The following is a 22,431-nucleotide window of genomic DNA, read 5'->3' as shown; positions in this document are numbered from 1 at the left end:
CAGCTTATTTGCCTTTCCAGACAGGAGCACGCTTTTCCACGAAGGCGCGGGGGCCTTCGATAAAGTCTTCCGAATGCGACATGCGCTCGTACATCTCAAGGCCGCTCCTGCCTGGCTTTGTCAACGCCATGGCGTCGGCGGTGGAAAGCGTCTCAATATGCGTTAAAACCTCTTTCATCGCCTGAAGCGCCAAAGGAGCCCCCTTGGCGATGCTCGTGGCTAGATCGAGCGCGGCCTGGCGGAGTTCGCCGCTTTCGTGAACGGAGGCTACCAAGCCCCATTCCTGCGCTTCCCGGGCAGGCATCCGCCGGCCTGTCAGTAGCATTTCTTTCGCAACGTTGTAGGGGATGCGTTTCGGAAGCCGCTGGATCGCCCCGCTATCCGCAAGGAACCCCCGCTGCATCTCCGGCAGTTCGAAGTAAGCATGTTCAGCAGCGATGATCACATCGCACGCGAGAGCCATTTCGAAACCGCCGCCCACGGCGACACCGTTGATCGCCGCGACCACGGGTTTCAGCAAACCGTGATACTCGGTAATGCCTGCAAACCCGCCGGCCCCGTGGCCCGTTTCGTTGTCTGCGTCAGACGTGGGGTCAAAACCAGCCGCCGCGACATCCTTGAGATCCCAACCTGCCGAGAAGATCCGCTCGCCCGATCCGATGATGACGCCGACACTGAGTTCGGGGTCTTCTTGAAGCGACCTGAGAGCCGCATGGATCGCCCTGCTCATCTCGCGGTTGATGGCGTTGACGGGTGGTCTGTTGAGAACAATCTCAAGAACGTTCCCGATCCGACTGGTTTTGATGATTGGCTCTGACATGAAAACTTCCTTGATTGAACGGTCTGACGGCCGGGCCGCGCTACTTCAAAGAGCGTGAAATCAGCGCATCTACGGCTACGACACCCTCTGGTGTCGCGATGATCGGATTGATGTCGATCGCGGCAATGGTCTGGGGATACTCGCCGATAAGCCGCGACAAGCTCGCAATCGCTTTGGCGATCGCCTGTCTGTTTATCCCCGGTTTGCCCCTGTATGGATCAAGGGTGGGACTTATTTGCAGCGATCGAAGCATATCGGCCGCTTCTTCCTCGCTGACTGGAGCCAGAGCGAACTGCCGGTCAGCCAGAATCTCTGCTTTGACGCCGCCCGCGGCGACCATCACCATGGGGCCTGCTATGGGATCGATGACTGCACCAAGAGCCAGTTCGACGCCGCCTTTCAGCATCGAGGCAATCAGGATTCTCGGCCCGATACGGCTCTCCAGGTCGCGGTATGCAGCTTCCAGCTTGGCGTCGTCCGTAATATCCAGGACTACGCCCGCGACCTCGGTCTTGTGAGCGACGGCTTCTGCGGTCTTCATGACAACGGGATAGCCTATCGCATGTGCGGCGTGTAAGGCAGCCTCCAGACTCTGGACTGTCTTGCGGGCGACCGTGGGTATCCCCGCCGCCTCGATGACATCCAGTGTACTGGTCTCATCGTTCTCCGACATCTTCTCAAGCGCGGCTTCGATGCTGGGCTTCAAGGTATCTTCAAGTCGAGCCGCAGCGGGGTAGTCCTGCCCGGAGCCGTACTGATGAAGCTGCGCAAGAGCCGTAAATGAGGTCTCAAGCCCATCAAGGACAGGAACGCCTGCGCGCTCCAGGGTCATGATGCGGTCCGAAACGAAATGGCGGGTCGAAAAACCGATTGCGAAAACCGGCTTTGAACCATTGGACAGCCTGGCGACACCCTCCGCAATCCTTGTAGAGAAGGTGTCGGCGGCCGGCACTCCGAATTCGGTAACGAACGCTCCGATCGTCACGTCGTCATCGGCCATCGCAGTCGAAAGGCAGTTTGCGACATGAGCCGAAACATCGTTCTCGCCGGCCCAGATGTCGATGGGATTGGATGTCGACAACTCGGGCGCCAGAATGTTCCGCAACGCATCTTCAGTTTCTTTCGAGAACCTCGCAAGCGGCAGCCTGGACCGGCTGGCCGCGTCCAGCGCCATGGCCCGCTGCGCCCCTGAATCGGTGATGACCGCGACGCCGCCACGATCGAACTTTATTCCGGTGGACAGTACATGAAGCGTGCACCAAAACTGATCGAGCGTAATGCACTCGATCAATCGGTAGCGACGGACGATGGCTTCCAGCGGCGCTTTGCCGCCCGCCATTCGACCTGCATGCGTCGCAATCGCTTCTGCGGCTTCAGCTGTCCTTCCCGGAGCGAGTACGACAACCGGGACGCCTTGAGACGCCGCCGCAGCGAGCGCCTCCCCAAGAAGCCGGCTGTCGCCTATGCTTTCGAGATAAACGCCTATCACACGCGTTTGCGCATCCGAGAGCGCACGGTAAATCATGTCGACCAGGTTCACGTCCAGTTCCCGGCCGAGATGAACGGTCATGCTGAACGTAAGACGCGGATCGATGGCGTTAGCGTAAGAAAATAGCGCGCCCGATTGCAGTATGAGTGCGATATTTCCTGCCGCGCGGTGATCTTCCGGGGGCATTGCCCAGGTTGAAGCGATGCCGCCCGTAAAGTCGACGTAACCGATGGAGTTCGGACCAAGCAGGACCGCGCCGGCATCCTTTGCGATTGCCGCAAGGCGCGTACTGTCTTCCTGTGCGAGATCACCGACGACATGAAGTGCGCGAGCGCCGGCGGAAATCGCGCTTCGGGCGTCATCGATGACCCGGGCGGCGCCGCTTGCGATAACCCCAAGGTCGATTTTTTCGGGAATGTCGTTGATGCTGGCGTAGCATTTGATCCCGTCAATGTCCTGGTAGACGGGCGTCACCGGATACAGACGCGGCCCCTTCGGAAAAGACTGCAACGCCTTGACGATTTCGTAGCCAGGGCGGCCTTCCCGGCCACTCGCCCCGAAAATTGCGACGGCAGACGGAGAAAATAGAGGCGTCAAATCGCGATTCATCAGTCAATTTCCTGCATGACGTTAGAAAGACGGCTCAGGTGCCAGTCACTGTCTCCGTAATCGAGGTCAATCGCGGTCAACCGCTGAAGATACCGGCCGAGCGGGTATTCCTCCGTCATCCCGATGGCGCCATGCATCTGGAGTGCCTCCTGGCCCACGAAACGCCCCATCCGGCCAATATAAGCTTTGGCCCGAGACACGGCGCACGCCCGAGACTTTGGCGGAACGTCCCTGGCGAGACTGGAGGCCGCCTCATGGGCCAGCGACCATGCGCATTCTGTCGATGCATACATCTCGACAAGCCGATGTTGTAGAACTTGCATTTTCGACAGGGCCGTACCGAATTGCTCGCGAGTTTTCAGGTAGTCGACCGTCATTTCGAGCGACCCGTCCATCAGGCCGACAGCTTCGGCGAGCGATAGCGCTGAACCGGCATCCAGGGCATATTCGATAACCTGCCGGGCGTTTCCGTCATCCATCCGGCTGTTGTTCGGAAGCTGGACATTGTGGAAGACGATGTCGCTCATCACCCGTCCGTCGCCTGACGGATAGCTTTTTATCTCCACGCCCTCCAAATCGGCAGCTACCAGAAATAGAGCTGGCTCATCATCGACTTTTGAAGTCACAATGAAAGCGGCGGCCTGATCTCCCCAGCGCACGAGGCTCTTTCTGCCTTCGAGACGCCAGGCGTCCGCCTCCCGCCTGGCGGTCGTCGATTTGGGGATTCTATTCCAGCCCCGCCCCGCCTCGACCCAGGCCATGACCGCGCCGGGGCCGGCATTTGCCGCTGATTCAAGATGTTTGCGTAGGTCTTCGTGTCCCGGATAAAACTCCGCCACGGCGGCTGGCACGCAGATCTTTTCAACGTAAGGGGTGACAAGGGCTTTGCGACCAAGCGGCTCAAGAACCAGCATCGCCGTGCCGAGGCCTTCACCCATCCCGCCCAGATTTTCGGATAGAGGCGCTGCCAGGACCCCCAGCTTGGCGAGCGAGGACAAGGCGCCGTGTCCCTGCGCCCGTGCGGTGCCTCCGGCACCCGCGATATCCGATACGCAGTCGGTAACGGAATCGCGTACCAAGCGCTCGGTTTCATTCAATCCCAAAGACTTGATCATAGACCCAAGGCCCCCTTGGCAAGAATGTTACGCTGCACTTCACTCGAGCCGCCGTAGATCATCGTTTTCCGATAGTTCATATGAGCCTTCAACGCGTGGCTCGCACTGGTGTATTCAGCCGATGCGCCCGGATGGTCCTCATCCAGCAGGAGCGATGCCGATGGCCCCCGAAGGTCGGTGGCAGCCGCGAGGATCGCGTTCTGCACCTCCGTTCCTCGCAGCTTGAGCAGCGCCGCCTCTGCCCCGAGTTCGTCGCCGGCATGAAAAAGGAACCGAAGCTCGGTCTGTTCAACGGCCTGAAGTGAAATTTCGAGTTCGACAAGACGTCTGGCGATGATCGGGTCTTGAATCAGCGGCCTTCCGTCAAGGCTGGTCGCGCGGCAGTAATCCTTCAAGCGCTCCAGCGATGCGATGGATCGCGAGACTTCGGCGTTGCCAAATCTTTCGGCGGTAAGCACCGACTTGGCGATATCCCATCCCGCGCCTTCATCGCCGATGCGCTGATCGACAGGAACCCTTACGTTGTCAAAGAATACCTGGTTGATTTCGATCCCGGTGCCGTCGAAGGTCTGGATGGGCTGAACGCTGACACCAGGGCTGCGCATATCGAGAAGCAGGAAGGTGATGCCCTGTTGCTTCCTTCCGGACGAATCCGTGCGGAAAATCCCGAACATCCAATCGGCGATGTGTCCCTCGCTGGTCCACATCTTGTGACCGTTTATGACATATTCGTCACCCTCACGCCGAACGGCGCACTTCAGACTGGCAAGGTCCGAGCCGGCGTTGGTTTCGGAGAAGCCCTGGCACCAGAAGGTGTCCCCTTCCAGAATACCTGGAAGGAATCGCTGCTGCTGCTCCGGCGTTCCATGGGCGATGAGGGCCGGGCCCAGCATCGTCACCCCGTAGATCATCGGACGGGGCGCGCCTCCGAGCGCAAACTCCCGCTCCAGTATGTAGAGTTCGTGATCTGCAAGCCCGGGACCGCCGTATTCGACGGGCCATGACGGGCAGGCCAGCCCGTGCGCTCGCAGTATTTTATGCCAGGTTCTCTGATCTTCCTTGGAAAGATCCATTTTTTCCTGCTCGACCTGGATCCGGATGTGTTTCGGCAAATGGTCGACGAGAAGCCGTTTCACGCGATCGCGAAACGCAATGGCGTCATGTGAGTTCAAGATGCTGTCAAGCCGTTCCATTTTCCGCCCTCCGCTACACCTAAAGCTAGAGTGCAGCACATCAATCGTCACTTTATTATTGCCGGAGAACATGTGAATAGGATCGACATGTTTTCCGGTATGACTAAGGTCTGTCGTGTAAATCAGCATCGCCTTGCGATCTGCGGCGGTGCGACCTCGCGACAAATTTCCAGGCTCCTGCGGCCTCGGAAGCATTAGCGAGACGCCGTCGGATCAGTTGATGATCGTCGCCTCGGTGGCGCGGCGGATTTCGCCGTCGGTGACGCCTTCGGCAAGCTCGACCAGCCTCAGTCCGCCATCGACGACGTCCAGCACACCAAGATTGGTGATGATCCGATCGACAACGCTCTTTCCTGTGAGCGGCAGGGTGCAGGCTCTCAGGACCTTGGATTCTCCCGCCTTGTTGGTGTGGTCCATCACGACCACCACTCGCTTGACGCCTGCCACGAGGTCCATCGCGCCGCCCATGCCCTTGACAAGCTTTCCGGGGATCATCCAGTTGGCGAGATCGCCATTCTCGGCCACCTCCATGGCGCCGAGGATCGCCATGGCGATCTTGCCGCCGCGGATCATTGCGAAGCTCTGGGCGGAATCAAAGAAGGCCGAATGCGGGAGCGCCGTCACCGTCTGCTTGCCGGCATTGATGAGATCGGCGTCGATCTGATCTTCGGTCGGGAAGGGACCGATGCCGAGGAGGCCGTTCTCCGATTGCAGCGTCACGTGAACGCCTTCCGGAATATAGTTGGCGACGAGCGTCGGAATGCCGATGCCGAGATTGACGTAGGTGCCGTCCTCGAGTTCGCGCGCCGCACGGGCCGCCATCTGGTTTCTGTCCCAGGCCATGTCTCCTGTCCCCCTGCCTTTCAAGCTGCCGCGCGCGTTGTGCGCTGTTCGATCCGTTTCTCATGTCGCCCCTGGATCAGACGATGCACGTAGATCCCCGGCACGTGGATATGATCGGGATCCAGGCTGCCGACGGGCACGATCTCTTCGACCTCGGCGATGCAGATCTTGCCGCAGGTCGCAGCCGGCGGATTGAAGTTGCGGGCCGTCTTGCGGAAGACGAGGTTGCCGGAGGTGTCGGCCTTCCACGCCTTGACGATCGACAAGTCGGCGACGATGCCTGTCTCGAGAACGAAGGTCTCGCCGTTGAAGACCTTCGTTTCCTTGCCCTCGGCCACGACCGTGCCAACCCCGGTCTTCGTATAAAAGCCGGCGATGCCGGCGCCACCCGCTCGCATGCGCTCCGCCAGCGTTCCCTGAGGGTTGAACTCCAGTTCCAGTTCTCCACTGAGATATTGCCGCATGAACTCGGCGTTCTCGCCGACATAGGAGGAGATCATCTTCCTGATCTGTTTCGTCTTCAGCAGCACGCCGAGCCCGAAATCGTCGGCGCCGCAATTGTTCGAAGCAATCGTCAGGTCCTTTGTGCCGGCTGCTTGAATGGCGTCGATCATGAGCTCCGGAATGCCGCAAAGACCAAACCCGCCCGCAGCAATAAACATGCCGTCGAACAAGAGCCCCTGTAGCGCTTCCTCGGGCCGTTCAAATACCTTGTTCACTGAAGCGATCCCCTTTTACGTGCGAATTGATGCAGGCCGTTGATTGGCCCGATGCTAACGAGGCTGCCGGTTACGAAATGGTGGCGTTTCGGTTGCGGCATGTGAATTTCAGACACATGTCATCCTGGATTTTGCCGGGATGCGACACCTGGCAGCCAAAAGGCGCGCGGAGAGAGGCGCGCCTTTCAAATGGCAATTGCCGATTATACGTGATGTGCCTGCACGGTTCCCGGATGAGATAAGCGTCTTCCGACCATCCTCGTCACGAGATCTATAAGCTGCACGATGACAACGTAGATCAGGCCGACCACAAGGAGCGGCGTCAACGGATCGAGATAAACCTTACCAAGAACAGTCGGTCCGCCCATGAGGTCGCGGACCGTAATGACGCTCGTGATCGCCGACGCCTTTACAACAGCAATGGTTTCGCTGCCGAGGTTCCCCAGGATCGAGCGAAGCGCCAGCGGGGCGTGGACCCTGAAGAATATGCGTGTTTTCGTCATTCCTACAGCGGCTGCGGCTTCGAGCAAACCGGCAGGAACCATCCTCAAGCCGCCACGGATCATTTCGCCGAGATAGGCCGCGTTATTGATCGTAAGAACGAATACGGCCGTTCGGAACGGGGACGTAAGGATCAGGTCCCAAAAATAGCTTCCTCGCAGCCAGGTCACCCGCGGAAGCCCGTAGTAGAATAGGTACAGGAGGATCAGAAGTGGCACGCCGCGGAAAACGAAGATGTAGATCTTCGCACCCATTCTGACCCCGGGCCCGCCATAAAAATTCATGGACGCGAGGATGCCGCCGGTGATGAAGCCAAAGATCATGCTCAGCACTGTGAGTGCCGCGGTCACTCCCAATCCGTTCAAGACCGCCCACCAGAAAGCGCTTGTTTCAAGGATCGCGAAATTGAGCATCAGATCGACCTTTCCATCGCGACTTCAAACCGGTGTTGAACGAAACCGGAAACCGCCGAGATGACGAGGTACATTCCTGCGGCGATCAAATAACATACGAGCGGCTCGCGCGTGGAGCCTGCGATGATGCTGGTTGTACGGCTGAGTTCCTCGACCCCTATCAACGATGCGAGCGCGGAAATCTTCAGCATGACGAGAAAGAGGTTGCCGAGCGCAGGTGTGGCCGACCTGAGCAGGAGCGGCACGACAATACGTCGGCGGATTTGCAGGCGCGTCATCCCGATCGCAAGACCGGCTTCGGTGTAGCCTCTGGGAAACACACCCATCCAGTCTTTAAAGATTACGGCTGCATAAGAACCAAACTGGATCGATAACGCGATCAACGCGGCGATAGCCGGATTCGTCCCGCCGATTTGAATGCCAAACGGCTGGGCCAGCATCGTGAGGACGATGTTGGAGCCGTAGAATATCAGGAAAATCACAATGATTTCCGGCAGGCCGCGAAACAGATTGATATACATGGCTGCCGCAAGAGCAGCCGGACGAGACGGGGAGACCGCTGCAAAAGCAACGATCAACCCGAGAAAGGCGCTAATGGGAAAGGACGCCGCAGACAGCCCGAGCGTGAGAGCCGCGCCCTTCAACCAGAAGCTAAAGTAGGGCGCGACGACTTCCATCACGGTATCTTCCCTTCCCTCGGTTCAAATTGGGCCGCATTACTTCGTGACGAGCTTCGTCTTGAAATACTTCATCCCAAGTTCGTCGACCTTTCCTGCGGCAATGACAGCATCCAGGCCCTTGTTGATCTTGCCGACAAGCTCCGGCGAACCTTTCTTGAAGAACCAGGCGCGTCCGTCGCCGACATATTTGGGGTCAAATGTCGGCTGCCCTACCAGCTTGTAGTTTCCGGTGCTCACATAGGATTGCTCAAGCTGAAGATTGTCGCTCTGGAACGCGGCGATACGTCCCGCGTCCAGATCGAGCACCGCAGCGTCTGCCGTGTCGTAGCCGCGTATATCGGTATCGGCGCCCAGTACGCTCTTGATGTAGTCGTAATAGGACTGTGTGCCTACGATCGTTCCGATAGCCTGTCCCTTGAGCCCTTCGATCCCCTTCGACGTGTCGGCGTCCTCGAGAACCATGAATGCGAAACCGACCCTGTAGATCATGCGGGACGCATCGTTTTTCTCCAGCCGCACCTTCGACATCGTGACGGTCGTGCCGATCATGTCGATCGTCCCTGTCTCCAGGGCTGTGAAAATCCCGTCCCATGGAACGTTCGACAGCTCGCAATTCGCTTTGATTTCGGAGCACACCGCCTCGATCAGCTCGATCTCGAAGCCCGCAAGCTGGCCATCCGGATCGACGTAGGCATAGGGCTTGTAGGATGCGTCGATCCCGATCTTGATCGTGTCCTCCGCCTGCGCGCAGGTGACCGAAACAAAAGATACCGCGGCTGCGAATACCGTAGCCGTGAGATTCTTGATCATTTTCATCGAAGTTCCCCTTTTTGGTTGGCGATGACGAGAGTATTTCCAGCCGGAGCGAGATCGTTTCGGCGTCGGATAACGCGGTAAAAGCACTATATGAGAGCGACCCCGGTGAGCCTGATTTCACCGGAATTGCGCTAGGACCTGTATCTCTGAAGGAATGAGGCCAGGGCCTCCGACTTCGGCGATCTAAGAATATCCGAGGGAGCGCCTCTCTCTTCGATATTACCCTTCGAGAGGAAGACGACCTCGGACGAGACCTCGAGCGCAAACTGCATCTCGTGGGTCACGATGATCATCGTTCTTCCCTCGGAGGCTAACCCCTGCATGACGCGAAGGACTTCGCCGACCAGTTCCGGATCCAGCGCCGATGTCGGCTCGTCGAAAAGCAGGATTTCAGGCTCCATCGCAAGAGCCCGAGCGATGGCTACGCGCTGCTGCTGCCCGCCCGAGAGTTGTGATGGATAGTGATCGGTTCGATCGCCGAGGCCCACCTTCTCAAGATAGCTATGAGCGCGTTCGCGAGCGTCCTTCCTGGGAACTCCGAGGGCCTGAACCGGACCCTCCATCACATTTTCAAGAGCGTTGCGATGCGGCCACAGATTGAAGGATTGAAACACCATCCCGACCTTGCGGCGCAGAGCAATCAGGTCAGCGTTATGCTTGCGCGTGCGGCGATGCTCCCCCAACGCGGGGAAAACCTGCCCGTCGAGCACGATTTCGCCAGCCGATGGCTCTTCCAGAAAATTGATGCACCGGATGAGCGTGCTTTTGCCCGAACCTGAGCTTCCGATCAGCGTGACGATGTCACCCTTGGCTGCCTTGACGTTCACGCCCTTCAATACTTCGAGCGATCCAAACGACTTGCGAAGGTTTCGGACTTCCAGCAGCGTCTTAGGAGAAGGCGATAAACTCGGGCCCACGGAGGTTTCCCTTTCAGCCATCGGGACTGTTCTCGTCCTGATGTTTTTATAATTCCACTCATAGTAAGTTCGCGGACAGCTCGGCGTCTATCAATTGATCTTTCACGCCAAACATGTGAATCGGATTCACACTGTAGGCATTGCGGCCCGCCCGTCTCGGCCCGCGTGCGAACGACGCGGATCGCGAACGCGCGAGGGCCACGCAATGATTGCGCTTCGTTAGGTGAATTGTAGTCACGGTCGGCTGCGTAGATTCACTTGTACCCGGCATATCGGCCGGTGTGTATCGGATGAAATCTGACGCTATTACCGGAAAGGTCGAAAGATGGACATCTCTGTGCCTCTGAAAGACAAAGTCGCTCTTGTAACGGGATCGACAAGCGGAATTGGTCTGGCAATTGCAAGAGCGCTCGTCGCGAATGGCGCTGACGTGGCGATAAACGGATTTGGTTCGGCTGAGGAAATCGATGAAGTAACAAAAGCCCTGGCTGCCGACTCCGGGCGCCGGGTGGCCCACTTCGGCCACGACCTTGCCGCTATCGACGAGGCGGGCCGCCTTGTAGAAGCGGTAACGGCTCAATTCGGCCGGGTCGACATCCTGGTCAACAACGCCGGCGCTCAACATATGGCTTCGGTGGATGAATTTCCCGATGAGCAGTGGAACCGGTTGATTGCCGTAAATCTTACGGCGGCCTTTGCTACGATAAGAGCAGTTTGGCCGCAGATGAGAGATCGCGGCTGGGGGCGCATCATCAACACGGCGTCCACCTTGGCCTTCACCGCCGAAACGCGAAAGTCAGCTTATGTCGCTACGAAACACGGAATTTTGGGATTGACCCGCGAGGTGGCGCTTGAAGGGGCGCAGCTCGGCATTACGTGCAACGCCGTTTGCCCGGCCTGGGTGCTGACCCCATTGGTCGCAAAGCAGGTGGAAGAAAAAGCCGCGGAACTCCAATACTCGTTCGAAGAAGCGGCAAGAAACTATTTCGTCACCGACATGCCGACCCGCCGCTTCGTTGAGACGCATGAGGTCGCCGCTGCCGTCCTGTTCCTGTGCAGCGAAGCTGCACGGTCCATTACCGGTATTGCCCTTCCTGTCGATGGCGGAAGCCTTATCGCCTGAACCCGGCACGACATGATCGATCAGTGCCGCCGATCCTGTAAGAGCCTGAGGGCGCATCATGGGAAGAAGGCGCTCCCGCGTCATGAGAGCGCCCTTGGGGACAATCATCCCCTCGGCTGAAGGCCGAGTAGCGTGCGGGTCTCGGCGGCGGTGCGAATTGTCGCGCCCATAGCCTCGACAACCTGTCGCGCCTTGGCAACGAGCTGCGCATTCGTGGCGAGAACGCCGCGTTCGAGATACAGATTATCTTCCAGCCCTACTCTGATGTTTCCGCCCAGCAGCACGGCTTGGGCGGCCATCGGAAGTTGCATGGCGCCGAGACCGAATGCGGCCCAGTTGGAGTTGGCGGGAAGAGCATTTCGCATGGCGATCATTGCATCCGGCGTTGCGGGCGCGCCATATTTGATGCCGAGGCACAATTGAAAAAGTGCCGGCTGAGGGATGTGGCCTTCCTTGATCAGCTGCTTTGCCAGTTCGATATGGCCAAGTTCAAAAACTTCGATTTCGGGAAGAACCTTTGCGCCCTTGTACGCTGATGCCATTTCCCGCAACCATGTTGGGGTCGTGGCATAAAGCGAATCGTCGAAATTCAGAGAGCCGGTGTCCAGGCTCGCCAGCTCGGGCTGAAGCTCCAGAATATGCTCCATTCGTTCGGCCGGACCAACGAAGTCGGTGCCCGGAGCGGGCGGCAACGGCGCCTGTGCGGAGCCAAAAAGTATTTCGCCGCCCATCCCGCCGGTCAGATTGATGATCACATCCGTGTTGCGTTCGCGAATGATGGTTACAAGCTCGCGGTAAAGCCCTGTATCCCTGCTCCCGATCCGGGTTTCGGGGTCGCGAACGTGTAGATGCACGATCGCCGCCCCCGCTTCATGCGCTTCGAGCGCGCTATCGGCTATTTCCAAAGGGGTGACGGGAACATGCGGGCTTTTGCCGGCGAAGTCGGCTCCGCCGGTCACGGCACATGTGATAAATGGTTCGCGGTTCATCATCGTCTCCAATCGTTGGCATGCGCTTTCCGCAGAAATTCCCCGGGAGTCCGGCGGAAGTAGCAGTCGACGCGATCCGGCCTGATTTGCCGATCCCGTTTCAAAGCGTATGCCAGCTAGCGGAGAAAAGGCGCGCCGCGACAAGTGAAAAGCGGCTGCGAGAGTTGACTCAGATAGACCGTTCGCGGAGGCGGGATCATTGGATCCCTTTTGGCACTCCGATTTTTATCGTTCCCGGAAGAGACTGCATCCAGTGCGCGAAGAGGAGGGCGCTTCTCGTAACCGGGCGGTTTTTGGGGGTCAGCAGGAGATATGATTTCTCTTCCTCTATCGCGACAGTGGACAGCGACACCAGGGTCTTTGCCCGCAACTGAGAGAGGACGACGCTTCGCGGTAGCAGGGCCACGCCCTCTCCGGCAAGACAGGCTGCCAACGTCAGATTGCCGTCGGGGAAGAGGAGGCCCGTCTCCGCCATGGCCAGATCCAGGTCGAAGTCGATGGACATCTTTTTCAGCCACAGATGCCAGAATTTACGTTCGGCGTCGTGAAGCAGAGACAAGCCTTTCAGGTCGGCTGGTGACTGATAATTGTTGCGCTGCAGGTAGTCTGGGGACGCGACGGGGACGGTCGTCCCGTCCAACAGCGGGATAGCTACGAAGTCAGGAAAATCACTTGGATTTCCGTGCTCGATCGCAACATCCACGGTATCGGGATCCAGGACTTTTGCCGCACGGGCGTATTGGATGGCGACCTGCACATCTGGAAACTTGCCCCAGAAATCGTGCATCTGCGGCATCAGCCAGGCGACTGCGAACATCGGAAGGCAAGACACCCGGACAAGGGGAGACGCGTTTCTTTTCCGAAGCAGCTCGGTCTCGGCGCTAATGCTTTCGAATGCTTCACAGACTTTGAACTTGTACCGCTCGCCAGCTTCCGTGAGGCGAATGCCTCGACCGTTGCGCTCGACCAGCTGGATCCCGATCCACTCCTCAAGCTTCCGGATTTGATGGCTAACGGCCGAGTGCGAAACGCATAGATCGTCCGCTGCGCGCGTGACGCTCAGAAGGCGCGCGACGGCTTCGAACGATCGAAGGGACTGCAAAGGGGGGAGCTTCATGGCGACTCGTCTATCATATTCACATATCGATGCGCAATACGAACGGATGATGACACAAATTCGGTTGTACCCATAGGTCGCAGAGGCGCCACCGGCCGGACCTCTGCCGACGATTGGCCACAGCAATAATTTTGGAGCCGCCCAATGAACCATCCGATTACGAGAGTTACCTGCGTGGGCGCCGGCCTTATCGGCTCCGGCTGGGCAGCGCATTTCATGCGCGCAGGCCTCGATGTGATCGTTCATGATCAGTCTGCCGATCGCGAAGGCTATCTCAGGGCCTCTTTGGAGCAAGCGATGCCTTCATTGGAGAAGCTTGGTCTTGCGGCCGGAGCGTCTCCGGATCGTGTCAGCTTCACGACCAATCTGGAAGAAGCGTTGGCGGCCTGCGATTTCGTGCAGGAAAGCGCCACGGAGAACGTCGACGCGAAAATTGGGCTTATCACCGAAATCGATCGTCTTGCCCCGCGCCACGCCGTCATTGCGTCGAGCTCATCAGGATTCCTGGCTGCGGACCTGCGCCGGAAAGCGCGTCATGGCGAGCGCATCATCATCGGCCATCCCTTCAACCCTCCATATCTGGTGCCGCTGGTCGAACTGGCGGGAGGAGATGTCGCCAGAGATGCCATTGCCATGGCGGCAGCGTTCTACACCAGCACAGGTTGCGAGGTTGTCGAGCTCAAGCGCGAGATTGACGGCTACATTGGCAACCGAATTCAATTCGCAGTTTTCCGTGAGATCCTGTATCTGCTGTCGCAGGGCGTGGCGGACCTCGAGGCAATCGACCGCGCTGTTGCCGCCGGACCGGCTATACGGTGGGCCGTGATGGGTCCGTCTTCCGTGTTCTACCTGGGCGCGCGCGATCCCTCCCTCTATCAGGAATTTGTGGATCTGCTCGTTCACGAGCTTGATAGCGGCTATACGGCTCCTGCCGATTTCGCGCCGGATAAGGCGCTGATGGCCGCCTATGCCGATGAGGTCACAAGGACCCTGGGATCTGAAGGTCAGGATCCGCTGATCGCACTTCGTAACGATGGTGTTGCCGAAATCAGGGTCCTTCTCGAAGCGCTGAGGCAGCGGAAGGGGCGTTCGTGATGGACGCCCTGGTGAGCTGGACGGGCCGGGTCGATCAAAGTTGGATCGATGAACTCGATCATGTGAATTTTCTTGAATATCAACGCGTGGCCGATCACGCCTCCCTCGCCATCTGGAAGCGGGTTAAAGGCGCTTCCGATAACAAGCTCGAGTTTGTGATGACGGAGACATATGTCCGTTATCTTCGGGAACTCAGGTTGGGGATGGCGGTGGAAGTCGAGACGCAGCTTGTCGCATATGACGACAAGCGTTTTCACCTGCTTCATAACATTAAAAGCGGGGCGGAACTCATGTGCACGGTGGAAACGCTTAATTTATGCTTTGATCCGGAGATCAGAAAGGTCGCGAAATTCTCGCCCGATATGATCGGGTGCCTTGCGTCGATCCCCGTATCGAAGTCCGGGTGCGAAACCAGGCTCGCGATTGCCCGCAAGCATATTTCCTAGGCGCCAGCGGGGCGGTTGATCGAGACACGCGTGGCCAGGCGGAAGAGCGATGGTCGGTATAGATCGAGGCCTTGAGCGGCCGCTTCCGGTCAGAATGTCCGAACGCGCACCGGTTGCGGTTACTTGCCGATCACGCCGAAAAATAGGGGGATTGGCGCAACGGTGCGATTGGCAACAAGACACCGATCTCACTGATGAATCCGGGAAGCGCCGCCAGCCCGCGTCCCTGAGATAGGCCGGAAAATTCTACCATCCGCCGGTCCAGAAACTTGGGGCGGTTCAAAGCCGACGAGGCTCTGATCGCCGCCGGATGAAAGCTCCGTGGCAGGCCACGGCTCTTGTTCCAGCCAAAAAAAATCGTGCTTGCACTCCGTTCGAAATTCTGTAAAACGATTTACGTAAATCGATTTTCTGAGGTTGTTCGACGGGAGTGGGCGGGCAATATGGTTGTAACCATCAAGGACGTGGCCAAGCTCGCCGGCGTTTCTCCCGGGACGGTTTCCAACGTTTTCAGCAGCAATCGCGCGGTCAAGGCGGAGCTTGTCGAGCGGGTTCGCAAGGCGGCGGCAGAGCTTGGATACGAGCCCGATCGTGCGGCCTCCCAGCTTCGGGCGGGGAAGGCGCGGGTTGTCGCTGTCCTGCTTCCCGATCTCGACAATCCTTTCTTCACCAGTCTTGTCGCGTCGATCGAAGCGAATGTGCGCGATGAGGGCTTCGACATCATCGTGGCGAGTTCGCATGGCGATGCCGTGGAGGAGGCCCGTCGCTTGTCGGCGCTTCTCGCATGGCGTCCTGCCGGTCTGGTGATCGTGCCCTGTAGCGACGCATTCGTCAGTCGCAAGCTTGTATCTGGCGGAGGCGTTCCGTTCGTCGTCGCGGACCGTGTTCCTTCGCATTTCGACGGGGAGGCCGTTACGGTCGACAACGTCGGCGCGGGCACACAGGCCGCCGAGCACCTCGTCCGCCTCGGTCATCGTCGGTTCGTTGTTGCCGCGTCCACGCTGAGGCTTCAGAACATTCGCGACCGCTGTGAGGGGATCGAGGCGGTTCTCGCGCGGGAAGGTCTGGCGTCGCCCACGCTGATAGAGGTGGGGCTCGATTTCGATACGGCATCCGAACGCCTCGGTGTCTTCATGGAGGGAGAGCAGCAGGCCACGGCGTTTATCGCGCTCACCAATTTCGCCACGCTTGGCATTCTCGCCTCCGCGAACCGTAGCGGGCTGTCGGTCCCCCGCGATCTCTCGGTCGTGGGTTTCGATGACTATTCCTGGATGCATGCCGTCTCGCCGCCGCTGACGGCCATTCGTCAGCCGGTGGATATGATGGGCCGCGTGATCTGGAGCCGCTTGCGGAGGCACATCGTCGGTCGGTCGGAGCCGGTGGCGGATGAAAGGCTTTCGTGTGATCTGGTCGTGAGGGCATCGACGGCGAGCCCTCCCTCGGTGGGAGATGCGCTGCGCATTGCGTGATGTAGGCTGCGGCTAGCGAGGAGTTCGATTTTTCAAGACCTGACGATGTGGTGGATGTCTTCACCGCACGGGAAGCCCTTTGTCGACGCGCGGGCGCCGTCGTCAGGGATTGTGATGGCGCGCCCGCAGGAGGAGCATGACATGAACAATGCACGATTGATCAGCTCGATTTCCATCGCGGCCCTGCTCGCGGCGTCGGCGGCGGCTGCACAGGAGACCGACTGGAAAAGCCAGCTCGGAGATCACGCGGACAAGACGCTGCGCGTCATGACCATCACGGATCCCTTCATCGACTCGATGAATGCGGTAAAGGACGGTTTCACGCAGGCCACCGGAGCCAAAGTCGAGATCGACGGCTATGGCTATGACGCCCTGCATGAAAAGCAGCTTCTTGCCTGCTCGCAAAACGACGGCGCCTATGACGTTCTGCTGATCGACGGCATCTGGATCGGTGAGTTTGCGGAAGCCGGCTGCCTTGACAGCGTCGAGGAAAAGCTCGCTGAGAACGCCGATGTTTTTGCCTGGGACGATTTCACTCCGGCGGGCGCGGGGCAGGCGAGCTGGGAAGGCCAGCGCATGTGCCTGCCGGTCGGCACGTACTATGAACTGATGTACTACCGCACGGATCTGTTCGAAAAGGCGGGCATCAAGGTGCCGGAAACCTTTGATGAACTGAAGGAAGCAGCGGCCACCTTCACCAACAATCCAGATTTCCCCGGCGTGTTCGGCTATGCCATGAACAACAAGCGCGGTGCTGCGGCTGGCCAGCAATGGTTCGAATGGATCTATAGCGCCGGCGGCAAGCCGTGGGTTTCCAACGAGGTCGGCTCGCAAGAGCCGTACAAGGATCAGACGCCGACACTGAACTCGCAGGAATCGATCGATCTCGTGCAGTTCTTCCGCGACATGGTTGCCTATGGACCGCCGGGCGTCGAAGCGTTCGCATGGGATGAGCGCGCCACGGCCTTTGCAGCCGGCAAGCTGGCTATGATCAACGACTGGTCGGTTCGCGCCCAGATCGCCAACGATCCGCAGCAGAGCCAGATCGCCGGAAAGTTCAAGGCAGCGCTGATGCCGCACAAGGCAGGCGGCAAGACCGTTTCGCCGGTCGGCGGCTGGATTGCTTGCGTCAACACGCATGGCGCCCAGAAGGATGCGGCATGGGACTACCTGAAGTGGTTCGCCAGCAAGGAAATCCATCGTGAATTCGTTCTTGAAGGCGGTCCGCCGAGCCGGCTCTCCGCCATGCAGGACAAGGACGTGCAGGCGAAGTATCCCTGGACCGAGGTCCTCTACGAGGCGCAGAAGGAATCCTGGTTCGAACTGCGTCCGCGTCATCCCCTTGCATTCCAGCTCATCGACACGGTCGGCGCGCAGGTCAACAAGGCGATCATCGGCGAGAAAAGCGCCAAGGAGGCGATGGACGGGGCACAGGACGACGTGACTAGGCTGCTGGAACAGAACGGCCTGCTCTAAACGCTCTCCGCCGGGGGAGGCACCCGTCTCCCCCGGCTCTTGCTTCACGGAGGATTTCCAGATGGCTCACGCCGTTTCAACGACGCGGGCGCCCCACGAGGCGAGCAGACGCTCCTTCCTTCAGGGCGATCGATTCCAGATGACGGCGTTCATCGCGCCGACCTGCATCTTCCTTGCGCTCCTGACCATCTGGCCGTTCGTCTACTCGGTCTATCTCAGCGTGCATTCGGTGAAGCTGACGGCGTTGCACCGCGCCGTCTTCGTGGGTTTCGACAATTACATCAATCTCCTGTCGGATTCGCTCTTCCTGCGCGCCATGCTGAACACCGGCTTGCTCGCGGTTACGTCGATCACCTTCGAGATCGTCATCGCCTTCGTGATCGCCAAGGCTTTTGTCAGCCTCAGCCATCTCAAATGGGTCAACGGCCTGCGTTCGCTGTTCATGATCCCGATGATGGCGACGCCGCTGATCGTCGGCATGGTCTTTTCCTATGTGTTCAACCCGGTTCTCGGCATTGCCAACTACCTCCTGAGCGGCATCGGCGCAGGCCCCGTCGCGTGGTTCGGGGATACCACCGCGGCGATGATTTCGATCCTGCTGATCAACATCTGGCAGTGGACGCCCTTCATGATGCTCCTGATCATGGCCGGCCTTCTGTCCATCCGTTCGGATCTCTACGAGGCAGCGCGCGTCGACGGAGCGAAGTGGCATCACGTGCTGCGCTTCCTTGAAATCCCTTCGATCAGGGGCATCGTGCTGCTGGGTATCATCCTGCGCATCATCGACACGCTGCGTTTCTTCGATGTTGTCTATGTGACCACCCGGGGAGGCCCCGGCGATTCCACCATGGTGCTGACGCTCTACGCTTACCAGCAGAACTTCCAGTTCTTCCAGGCGGGTGTCGGCTCGGCCGCCGCGGTGATCATCCTGGTCATCTCCATCGTCATCACCACCTTCGCCGTGAAGCTTCTCCGGAGGATCGAAGATGAATAATGCCTTCCGTCTTCGCGACGTCGTTCCGCTCGTCCTTGTCCTCGCCTTCGTCTTCATCTCGATCGCGCCGCTGCTCTGGCTGATGCTCGCCGCCTTCAAGCCGACGGCCGAGATCATCGCGGTCCCGCCGGTCTGGATCCCGGACTTCACCTATCTCCAGAATTTCCGGGATGTGCTGACACAGTTCTGGCCGTTCATCGTGAACTCGCTGGTCGCGACCCTCGGGGCGACGATCCTGGCGCTGATCCTGGCTGTCCCCACGGCCTTTGCGCTGGTTAATCACCGTTTCAGGGGAAGGGAGGCGCTCGCCGACTGGATCCTGTCCACCCGCATGATGCCGCCGATCGCCGCAGCCGTACCGCTTTTCGTGATCTTCCGTGGAGCCGGCCTGCTCGATTCCCTGTGGGGGCTCGTTATCGCCTATGCGGGCTTCAACCTGCCCTTCGCTGTCTGGATGACCATGTCGTTCATCCGTCGCGTGCCGAAGGAGCTTATCGAGGCCGCGCGGCTCGAAGGCTGCACCTGGTGGCAGGTGTTGAAGGATGTCGTCCTTCCGCTCAGCAAAAGCGGTCTGGCGGCGGTCGCGACCTTCGTCTTCATCTTCGCCTGGAATGAATTCATGCTCGCCCTGTTCCTGACGACACGCGAAGCCAAGACATTCCCGGTGGTGATCTCGTCTTTCGTCGGCACCGGACGGGTCTATTGGGAATACATCGCGGCGGCCTCCGTGATCCAATGCCTTCCTCCGGTGCTTTTCACCTTCTTCATGCAGAAACACATTGTCTCCGGCGTCACGATGGGCGCCGTAAAAGACTGATCAACGACACTTTCAAGGAAAACCGCAATGATTTACCGACGTGGAGAAAACAAGACGGCTCTGGTCACCGGCGCCTCGCGGGGCATCGGCCGGGCTATCGCCGAACGTCTGGCAGCCGAGGGCTACCGGGTGTTCGCCAATGATCTGAAAGCGCGCGAAGCCGAGCTTGACGATCTTGTCGCAACCGTACGCAAGGCCGGCGATCTCTGCGAGATCCTTTACTGCGACGTCAGCGACCCCGCCTCGGTAGAGACCATGGCGAAGGATCTTCTCGCCAAAAGCGGCGGTCTCGATCTGCTGGTCAACAATGCCGGCGTGCGTTCCGTCCATGAGGCGGGCGATATCGGGCCTGACGAATGGGATCGCATGTTCGCCGTCAACACCAAGGGCACGTTCCTTGTGACGAAGGCCTTCCTGCCCCACTTCCGGGCCAAGTCGGCCGGTCGCATCGTCAACATCGCCTCCATCGGCGGAAAGCGCGGCGGCCCGACCGAGACCCATTACTGCGCCTCCAAGGCCGCGGTGATCAATTTCACCCAAGGCCTGGCGGTCGAGGTTGCTAAGGAAGGCATCACCGTGAACGCCGTCTGCCCCGGCGTGATCGACACGGATATGGGCCGCACGCATCTGGAAGATGCCGAGACGCTCAGAAAGGTTCTCGAAAAGACGGCGATGGGTCGTGTGGGGAACCCGCAGGACGTGGTCGGCGCGGTTGCATTCTTCGCCTCCGACGACGCCGCCTTCATCACCGGCCAGTCGCTGAACGTCGACGGCGGAATTCTCTTCCACTGAGGCCGCGCCTGGACAAGGCGCGGCCGCCTGTCGCTGCGCGCAAGAGGAGATATTATCATGGGTGAAATAGCGCTCCAGAACATCGTCAAGCGCTTCGGCGACCACGATGTCATCCGGAATGTCAGCCTCACGGTGAAGGACGGCGAGTTCGTCGTGTTCGTCGGACCATCCGGTTGCGGCAAGTCTTCCCTGCTGCGGCTGATCACCGGCCTTGAGGATGTGACGGAGGGTCAGGTTCTCATTGACGGACGCAACGTGACGAGCCTTGCGCCCGCCGAGCGGCAACTCGCGATGGTCTTCCAGTCCTACGCATTGTTCCCGCACCTGACGGTCGCCGACAATATCGGCTTCGGCCTTCGCGTTTCGGGACGGCCGAAGGCGGAGATCCGCGAACGGGTTCTGACCGCCGCTCGCGCTTTGGAACTGGAGCCCTATCTCGACCGTTTTCCGCGCCAGCTCTCCGGCGGCCAGCGCCAGCGCGTCGCCATCGGCCGGGCGATCGTGCGCGCGCCCACCGCCTTCCTGTTCGACGAGCCTCTGTCGAACCTCGATGCCGCTCTGCGGGTTCAGATGCGGCTGGAGTTGATCCGTCTTCATGACGAACTGAAGACGACGATGATCTATGTAACGCATGATCAGGTGGAGGCCATGACCATGGCCGATCGGATCGTCGTTCTCAATGCAGGCCGGGTTGAGCAGTTCGACACGCCGATCGCCCTTTACGATGCGCCCGCAAACCGCTTCGTCGCAGGTTTTATCGGCTCGCCGAAAATGAACTTTATCGACGCGACGGCAGCCGGCCCCGCACGTATCGAGACGACCGCGGGCGGAGTGGATATTGCCAACCTCGAAGCGCCGCTTCCCGCCGGCAAGCTCACCTTCGGCATACGCCCCGAGCATCTGCACTATGACCGTCATATCGGTGTGTGGAGCGGCACGATCCTCGTGGAGGAGCAACTCGGGAGCGACGCCTATTTCACTGTCGACGTCAAGGCGCTCGGTATGCTGACCGTTCGTGCGGTCGGCGAACGGGGTTATCGTCGCGGCGACACCATCTTCCTGACGCCTGACCCGGACCGTTCTCACGTTTTCGATGAGGATGGCAACGCTCTCGCCCGGTCGAAAATCCCGGCTTCGGGAATGCGTGAACCGCAGGCGCAGGCAGACACCCCCTGACCGGCACCATACATCTCAAGGAAAATGACCATGTATATGGAAAAACTGAGGCTCGACGACAAACTCGCTGTCGTGACGGGCGGCAGCCGAGGCATCGGACTGGCCATTGCCGAGGCCCTCGGCGAGGCCGGCGCGCGTCTTGTCCTGCTCGACCGCGATGCGGCGTCGCTGGAAGAAGCGAAAAAGTCGTTGCAGGCCAAAGGCTTGAGCGCTGCGATCCATATCGTTGACGTGACCGTCTCTGCTGCCGTTCAGCAGGCGGCCGATGCGATTGCCGCCGAGCACGGCGCCGCCGACATCCTCGTTGCCAATGCCGGTATCGGGCGCCCGCCGGTTGCTGCCGAAGACATAGAGGACGCCGACTGGCTCGCCGTCAACGACGTCAACCTGAACGGGGTCTTCTGGTGCAACCGCGCCTTCGGGCGCCATATGCTGGCAAAGGGCGGCGGTGCGATCGTCAATATCGGCTCGATGTCCGGCCTCATCGTCAACCGCCCGCAGGGGCAGTCTCATTACAACGCCTCCAAGGCGGCCGTTCATCATCTGACCCACTCGCTGGCTGCCGAATGGGGCGCGCGCGGGGTACGCGTCAACGCCGTGGCGCCGACCTATATCGAAACCCCGCTCATCGCTCACGCGGAAGCCAGCGGCCTTGCCGCCGAATGGCGGCGGGACACCCCGATGGGCCGTTTCGGCCAGGCGCACGAAGTCGCCAGCGTTGTGCATTTCCTGGTCTCGGACGCCGCCAGTCTGATGACGGGAGCGGTCGTTCCGGTCGACGGCGGTTTCACCTGCTGGTGAGGGCGGCCGGCCCGACGCTCG

The 22,431-nt window shown here is 59.5% G+C and carries 22 protein-coding genes and 1 pseudogene; 11 read left to right on the top strand and 12 right to left on the bottom strand.

Features of this window, described 5'->3' with window-relative positions; all coding sequences use genetic code 11:
- Window positions 1–4 precede the first annotated feature (4 nt).
- The 10 genes from KYK29_RS08500 to KYK29_RS08455 form a co-directional block, all read right to left on the bottom strand.
- Entirely contained in the window at window positions 5–820 is an 816-nt protein-coding gene (locus KYK29_RS08500; protein ID WP_254690454.1) for an enoyl-CoA hydratase-related protein, read from the bottom strand.
- A gap of 40 nt (window positions 821–860) precedes the next feature.
- On the bottom strand, window positions 861–2,918 hold the full coding sequence (locus KYK29_RS08495) for an acetate--CoA ligase family protein (protein ID WP_254690453.1): 2,058 nt from the start codon (window positions 2,916–2,918) through the stop codon (window positions 861–863).
- On the bottom strand, window positions 2,918–4,033 hold the full coding sequence (locus KYK29_RS08490; RefSeq protein WP_254690452.1) for an acyl-CoA dehydrogenase family protein: 1,116 nt from the start codon (window positions 4,031–4,033) through the stop codon (window positions 2,918–2,920). Before KYK29_RS08490 ends, KYK29_RS08495 begins: the two co-directional genes overlap by 1 nt.
- Window positions 4,030–5,226, bottom strand: a complete 1,197-nt coding sequence (locus KYK29_RS08485; RefSeq protein WP_254690451.1) for an acyl-CoA dehydrogenase family protein — start codon at window positions 5,224–5,226, stop codon at window positions 4,030–4,032. Before KYK29_RS08485 ends, KYK29_RS08490 begins: the two co-directional genes overlap by 4 nt.
- 213 nt (window positions 5,227–5,439) lie before the next feature.
- Entirely contained in the window at window positions 5,440–6,069 is a 630-nt protein-coding gene (locus KYK29_RS08480; RefSeq protein WP_254690450.1) for a 3-oxoacid CoA-transferase subunit B, read from the bottom strand.
- A gap of 20 nt (window positions 6,070–6,089) precedes the next feature.
- On the bottom strand, window positions 6,090–6,788 hold the full coding sequence (locus KYK29_RS08475; protein WP_254690449.1) for a CoA transferase subunit A: 699 nt from the start codon (window positions 6,786–6,788) through the stop codon (window positions 6,090–6,092).
- Between the two features lie 203 nt (window positions 6,789–6,991).
- Window positions 6,992–7,702, bottom strand: a complete 711-nt coding sequence (locus tag KYK29_RS08470; protein WP_254690448.1) for an ABC transporter permease subunit — start codon at window positions 7,700–7,702, stop codon at window positions 6,992–6,994.
- Window positions 7,702–8,379, bottom strand: a complete 678-nt coding sequence (locus KYK29_RS08465; RefSeq protein ID WP_254690865.1) for an amino acid ABC transporter permease — start codon at window positions 8,377–8,379, stop codon at window positions 7,702–7,704. The genes KYK29_RS08470 and KYK29_RS08465 overlap by 1 nt, the downstream gene beginning before the upstream one ends.
- Window positions 8,380–8,418: 39 nt before the next feature.
- Window positions 8,419–9,198, bottom strand: a complete 780-nt coding sequence (locus KYK29_RS08460; protein ID WP_254690447.1) for a substrate-binding periplasmic protein — start codon at window positions 9,196–9,198, stop codon at window positions 8,419–8,421.
- 131 nt (window positions 9,199–9,329) lie between these two features.
- Window positions 9,330–10,136: an amino acid ABC transporter ATP-binding protein gene (locus KYK29_RS08455; RefSeq protein ID WP_254690446.1), complete on the bottom strand. Its 807-nt coding sequence runs from the start codon at window positions 10,134–10,136 to the stop codon at window positions 9,330–9,332.
- A 304-nt stretch (window positions 10,137–10,440) separates the two neighbouring features.
- On the opposite strand from KYK29_RS08455, the gene KYK29_RS08450 reads away from it, so the two are divergent.
- Window positions 10,441–11,238: a 3-hydroxybutyrate dehydrogenase gene (locus KYK29_RS08450; protein ID WP_302795443.1), complete on the top strand. Its 798-nt coding sequence runs from the start codon at window positions 10,441–10,443 to the stop codon at window positions 11,236–11,238.
- Between the two features lie 104 nt (window positions 11,239–11,342).
- Here KYK29_RS08450 and KYK29_RS08445 read toward each other — a convergent pair whose 3' ends face one another.
- Both KYK29_RS08445 and KYK29_RS08440 read right to left on the bottom strand, forming a co-directional pair.
- Entirely contained in the window at window positions 11,343–12,230 is an 888-nt protein-coding gene (locus KYK29_RS08445; protein ID WP_254690445.1) for a beta-keto acid cleavage family enzyme, read from the bottom strand.
- Between the two features lie 193 nt (window positions 12,231–12,423).
- A complete protein-coding gene (locus KYK29_RS08440; protein WP_254690444.1) occupies window positions 12,424–13,344 on the bottom strand; it encodes a LysR substrate-binding domain-containing protein in 921 nt (306 codons plus the stop codon).
- A 144-nt stretch (window positions 13,345–13,488) separates the two neighbouring features.
- Here KYK29_RS08440 and KYK29_RS08435 point away from each other — a divergent pair, with 144 nt between their 5' ends.
- The 10 genes and pseudogenes from KYK29_RS08435 (at window position 13,489) to KYK29_RS08390 (ending at window position 22,410) form a co-directional block, all read left to right on the top strand.
- Window positions 13,489–14,439, top strand: coding sequence for a 3-hydroxyacyl-CoA dehydrogenase NAD-binding domain-containing protein (locus KYK29_RS08435; RefSeq protein WP_254690443.1), 951 nt, complete (start codon window positions 13,489–13,491; stop codon window positions 14,437–14,439).
- Window positions 14,439–14,885 (top strand): acyl-CoA thioesterase, encoded by a 447-nt coding sequence (locus tag KYK29_RS08430; protein WP_254690442.1) that lies wholly within the window; start codon window positions 14,439–14,441, stop codon window positions 14,883–14,885. Before KYK29_RS08435 ends, KYK29_RS08430 begins: the two co-directional genes overlap by 1 nt.
- 62 nt (window positions 14,886–14,947) lie before the next feature.
- A pseudogene (locus KYK29_RS08425) lies at window positions 14,948–15,115 on the top strand (IS3 family transposase); the annotation flags it as partial.
- A 108-nt stretch (window positions 15,116–15,223) separates the two neighbouring features.
- On the top strand, window positions 15,224–16,354 hold the full coding sequence (locus KYK29_RS08420) for a LacI family DNA-binding transcriptional regulator (protein ID WP_254690441.1): 1,131 nt from the start codon (window positions 15,224–15,226) through the stop codon (window positions 16,352–16,354).
- A gap of 141 nt (window positions 16,355–16,495) precedes the next feature.
- Window positions 16,496–17,830 carry an extracellular solute-binding protein gene (locus KYK29_RS08415; protein WP_254690440.1) on the top strand — a complete coding sequence of 445 codons (1,335 nt, stop codon included), beginning with the start codon at window positions 16,496–16,498 and terminating at the stop codon, window positions 17,828–17,830.
- A gap of 61 nt (window positions 17,831–17,891) precedes the next feature.
- Window positions 17,892–18,824, top strand: a complete 933-nt coding sequence (locus tag KYK29_RS08410) for a carbohydrate ABC transporter permease (RefSeq protein WP_254690439.1) — start codon at window positions 17,892–17,894, stop codon at window positions 18,822–18,824.
- Window positions 18,817–19,641 carry a carbohydrate ABC transporter permease gene (locus KYK29_RS08405; protein ID WP_254690438.1) on the top strand — a complete coding sequence of 275 codons (825 nt, stop codon included), beginning with the start codon at window positions 18,817–18,819 and terminating at the stop codon, window positions 19,639–19,641. The genes KYK29_RS08410 and KYK29_RS08405 overlap by 8 nt, the downstream gene beginning before the upstream one ends.
- Window positions 19,642–19,668: 27 nt before the next feature.
- Complete coding sequence (locus tag KYK29_RS08400) at window positions 19,669–20,433, top strand: SDR family NAD(P)-dependent oxidoreductase (protein ID WP_254690437.1); 765 nt, start codon at window positions 19,669–19,671, stop codon at window positions 20,431–20,433.
- Between the two features lie 57 nt (window positions 20,434–20,490).
- The gene (locus tag KYK29_RS08395; RefSeq protein WP_254690436.1) at window positions 20,491–21,609 is read left to right on the top strand and encodes an ABC transporter ATP-binding protein; all 1,119 of its coding nucleotides are present in this window, start codon (window positions 20,491–20,493) and stop codon (window positions 21,607–21,609) included.
- Window positions 21,610–21,639: 30 nt separating this feature from the next.
- Window positions 21,640–22,410 (top strand): SDR family NAD(P)-dependent oxidoreductase, encoded by a 771-nt coding sequence (locus KYK29_RS08390; RefSeq protein WP_254690435.1) that lies wholly within the window; start codon window positions 21,640–21,642, stop codon window positions 22,408–22,410.
- Window positions 22,411–22,431 lie beyond the last annotated feature (21 nt).

The organism is Shinella daejeonensis, from assembly GCF_024281235.1.
Lineage (GTDB): Bacteria > Pseudomonadota > Alphaproteobacteria > Rhizobiales > Rhizobiaceae > Shinella > Shinella daejeonensis.
Note: the sequence above shows the minus strand (reverse complement) of the source record. Positions and strands in the feature narration are given on the sequence as shown.

Excerpts from the sequence above, each read along its gene's own strand:
- KYK29_RS08500 (WP_254690454.1), bottom strand. The coding sequence starts at position 820 with ATGTCAGAGCCAATCATCAAAACCAGTCGGATCGGGAACGTTCTTGAG.
- KYK29_RS08495 (WP_254690453.1), bottom strand. The coding sequence starts at position 2,918 with ATGAATCGCGATTTGACGCCTCTATTTTCTCCGTCTGCCGTCGCAATT.
- KYK29_RS08490 (WP_254690452.1), bottom strand. The coding sequence starts at position 4,033 with ATGATCAAGTCTTTGGGATTGAATGAAACCGAGCGCTTGGTACGCGAT.
- KYK29_RS08485 (WP_254690451.1), bottom strand. The coding sequence starts at position 5,226 with ATGGAACGGCTTGACAGCATCTTGAACTCACATGACGCCATTGCGTTT.
- KYK29_RS08480 (WP_254690450.1), bottom strand. The coding sequence starts at position 6,069 with ATGGCCTGGGACAGAAACCAGATGGCGGCCCGTGCGGCGCGCGAACTC.
- KYK29_RS08470 (WP_254690448.1), bottom strand. The coding sequence starts at position 7,702 with ATGCTCAATTTCGCGATCCTTGAAACAAGCGCTTTCTGGTGGGCGGTC.
- KYK29_RS08465 (WP_254690865.1), bottom strand. The coding sequence starts at position 8,379 with ATGGAAGTCGTCGCGCCCTACTTTAGCTTCTGGTTGAAGGGCGCGGCT.
- KYK29_RS08460 (WP_254690447.1), bottom strand. The coding sequence starts at position 9,198 with ATGAAAATGATCAAGAATCTCACGGCTACGGTATTCGCAGCCGCGGTA.
- KYK29_RS08455 (WP_254690446.1), bottom strand. The coding sequence starts at position 10,136 with ATGGCTGAAAGGGAAACCTCCGTGGGCCCGAGTTTATCGCCTTCTCCT.
- KYK29_RS08450 (WP_302795443.1), top strand. The coding sequence starts at position 10,441 with ATGGACATCTCTGTGCCTCTGAAAGACAAAGTCGCTCTTGTAACGGGA.
- KYK29_RS08445 (WP_254690445.1), bottom strand. The coding sequence starts at position 12,230 with ATGATGAACCGCGAACCATTTATCACATGTGCCGTGACCGGCGGAGCC.
- KYK29_RS08440 (WP_254690444.1), bottom strand. The coding sequence starts at position 13,344 with ATGAAGCTCCCCCCTTTGCAGTCCCTTCGATCGTTCGAAGCCGTCGCG.
- KYK29_RS08435 (WP_254690443.1), top strand. The coding sequence starts at position 13,489 with ATGAACCATCCGATTACGAGAGTTACCTGCGTGGGCGCCGGCCTTATC.
- KYK29_RS08430 (WP_254690442.1), top strand. The coding sequence starts at position 14,439 with ATGGACGCCCTGGTGAGCTGGACGGGCCGGGTCGATCAAAGTTGGATC.
- KYK29_RS08415 (WP_254690440.1), top strand. The coding sequence starts at position 16,496 with ATGAACAATGCACGATTGATCAGCTCGATTTCCATCGCGGCCCTGCTC.
- KYK29_RS08410 (WP_254690439.1), top strand. The coding sequence starts at position 17,892 with ATGGCTCACGCCGTTTCAACGACGCGGGCGCCCCACGAGGCGAGCAGA.
- KYK29_RS08405 (WP_254690438.1), top strand. The coding sequence starts at position 18,817 with ATGAATAATGCCTTCCGTCTTCGCGACGTCGTTCCGCTCGTCCTTGTC.
- KYK29_RS08400 (WP_254690437.1), top strand. The coding sequence starts at position 19,669 with ATGATTTACCGACGTGGAGAAAACAAGACGGCTCTGGTCACCGGCGCC.
- KYK29_RS08395 (WP_254690436.1), top strand. The coding sequence starts at position 20,491 with ATGGGTGAAATAGCGCTCCAGAACATCGTCAAGCGCTTCGGCGACCAC.
- KYK29_RS08390 (WP_254690435.1), top strand. The coding sequence starts at position 21,640 with ATGTATATGGAAAAACTGAGGCTCGACGACAAACTCGCTGTCGTGACG.